Annotated in this window: 1 protein-coding gene and 1 pseudogene; both read right to left on the reverse strand. The window is 63.3% G+C overall.

What is annotated here, in order from left to right; translation table 11 throughout:
* Window positions 1–1,944 (reverse strand): efflux RND transporter permease subunit (locus E5W70_RS03165; protein ID WP_292653976.1); only part of this gene is annotated, 1,944 nt, incomplete at its 3' end.
* A pseudogene (locus E5W70_RS03170) lies at window positions 1,941–2,323 on the reverse strand (efflux transporter periplasmic adaptor subunit); the annotation flags it as partial. The pseudogene E5W70_RS03170 and the gene E5W70_RS03165, both read right to left, overlap by 4 nt.

Genomic DNA, 2,323 nt, shown 5'->3' on the forward strand with positions numbered 1-2,323 from the left:
GGCGTCGGTGCCGACGAACTCGTCGTGCAGCAGCTTTTCGAGCGCCGGCTTGACCCGATTGCGCGCCTCGATGCTCTTGGTGACGATGACGGTCTGGCCGAAATAGGGATTGCCCGGTTGCACGTCATAGGCCAGCACGAAGCGAACCGCGCCTTGGCCGATATAGGAGCTGAAGTGGTCGATATCGGGATTGCCGACCAGCGCCCGCTGTTCGAACCGCTCCATCTGGTCCCGGGTCTCGGCAATTGAGGAGTTCTGCGGCAGATTCCAGTCGACGATCAGTTCGGGACGGTCGGATGCTGGAAAGAACTGCTGCTGGACGAGGCCAAAGCCGGCCAGCGACGCCGCAAACAACAGCACCGTGGCGATGATGGTCAGCCAGTGATGGCGCACCGAGCCGACGAGGACGCGCCGGAACAGCGCGGTGAAGCGGCCGGGCTTTTCATGGTGCTGCTTCATCGTCGCCGGCAGGATGGTGACGCCGAGCAGCGGCGCAAACAGCACCGCGACGATCCATGACACCAGGAGCGAAACGGCGATGACGACGAACAGCGTGAAAGTGTATTCGCCCGCGGCGCTGTTGTTGAGGCCGATCGGGATGAAGCCCGCGACCGTCACCAGCGTACCGGTCAGCATCGGAAAGGCGGTCGAGGTGTAGACATAGGTCGCCGCCTTGCGCAGATTGTCACCGACCTCCAGCCGCGCCACCATCATCTCCACCGCGATCATGGCGTCATCGACAAGAAGGCCGAGCGAGATGATGAGCGCGCCGAGCGAAATGCGCTGCAGCGATATGCCGAGATAGGCCATGACCGTGAAGGTGATGGCCAGCACCAGCGGGATCGACAGCGCCACGACGAAGCCGGCGCGCATGCCGAGGCTGATGAAGGACACGGCAAGCACGATGCCGACCGCCTCGAACAGGGCGCGCGTGAAACCGGAAACCGCCTCCTCGACGATGACAGGCTGGTCGGCGACCAGATGCACGCCGACGCCGACCGGCAGGTCGGCCAGCACCTTGTTCATCTCCTCGTGCAGGGCCTCGCCGAACTCCAGCAGATTGGCATTAGGCTTCATGCCGATGGCAAGGCCGATCGCGTCCTGCCCGTTGAAGCGGAACAACGCCGTCGGCGGGTCGACATAGCCGCGCGAAATCGTCGCCACGTCGCTCAGCCGGAAGAAGCGATCGTTGACGCGCAAATTGATGGCGCGAAGGCTCTCTTCCGAGGTGAACTGGCCGCCGACGCGCACGCTGATGCGCTCCGGCCCGGACTGGATGACGCCGGAAGGCGTGATTGCGTTCTGCGCCTGCAGGCTGGCCACGATCGCTTGCTGGTTGAGGCCGAGGGCCGCGATCTGGCGGGTCGAGAATTCGAGGTAGATCGCTTCGTCCTGGGCACCGACCAGATCGACCTTGCCGGCATTCGGCACGGTCAGGATCTTCGTCCTGACATCCTCGACATAGTCGCGCAACTGGCGCGGCGTCAGCCCGTCGGCGGTGAAGGCATAGATGTTGCCGTAGACATCGCCGAAGCGGTCGTTGAAGAATGGTCCCTGCACGCCTTGCGGAAACTGCGCCCAGATGTCGTTGACCATGTTGCGCACCTGCAGCCAGGTCGGCACGACATTGCGCGCCTTGGTCGTCGGCTTCAGGTTGACGAAGATGACGGTCTTGCCGGCAGAGGTGACGGATTTGGTATAGTCGAGGCTGTCGAGCTCTTCGAGCTTCTTCTCGATGCGATCGGTAACTTGCCGCACCGTCTCGTTGACCGATGCGCCCGGCCAGTTGGCCTGGATGACCATGGTCTTGATGGTGAAGGCGGGGTCTTCCTCGCGGCCGAGATTGAGATAGGCAAAGACGCCGGCCACGACGAAGACCAGCATGAAATACCACACCAACGAGCGATGGCTCAGCGCCCAGTCGGAGAGGTTGAAGCCCTTCATATGGCCTCTCCCTCAGGGATCTTGACCTTCTGTCCCTCGGTCAGGCTGTGGACGCCGGCGGTGACGACGCGCATGCCTGCATTGAGGCCCTCGGCGACGGTGAAAGTGGCGGCACCCTTGGCAGCAATTTTGATGTCGCGGGCACTCACGCTCGACGTCTGCTGGTCGACGATCCAGACCTTTTCTCTGCCGTTCTTCTCCAGCAGCGCCGACAGCGGCAACTCGATCGTCGGCGTGATCTTGGCAATGCGGGTCGCCGTCACCGTCGAACCAAGCCTGAATGCCGGCGGCGGATCGATGAGCGTCAGCCGGACGCGGCGCGTGCGGGTCGAACCTTCGGCCTGCGGGGCGATCTCGCCTTCGGCACCCCCTTCCAGAT

The organism is Mesorhizobium sp. (assembly GCF_005063415.1).
GTDB lineage: Bacteria > Pseudomonadota > Alphaproteobacteria > Rhizobiales > Rhizobiaceae > Mesorhizobium.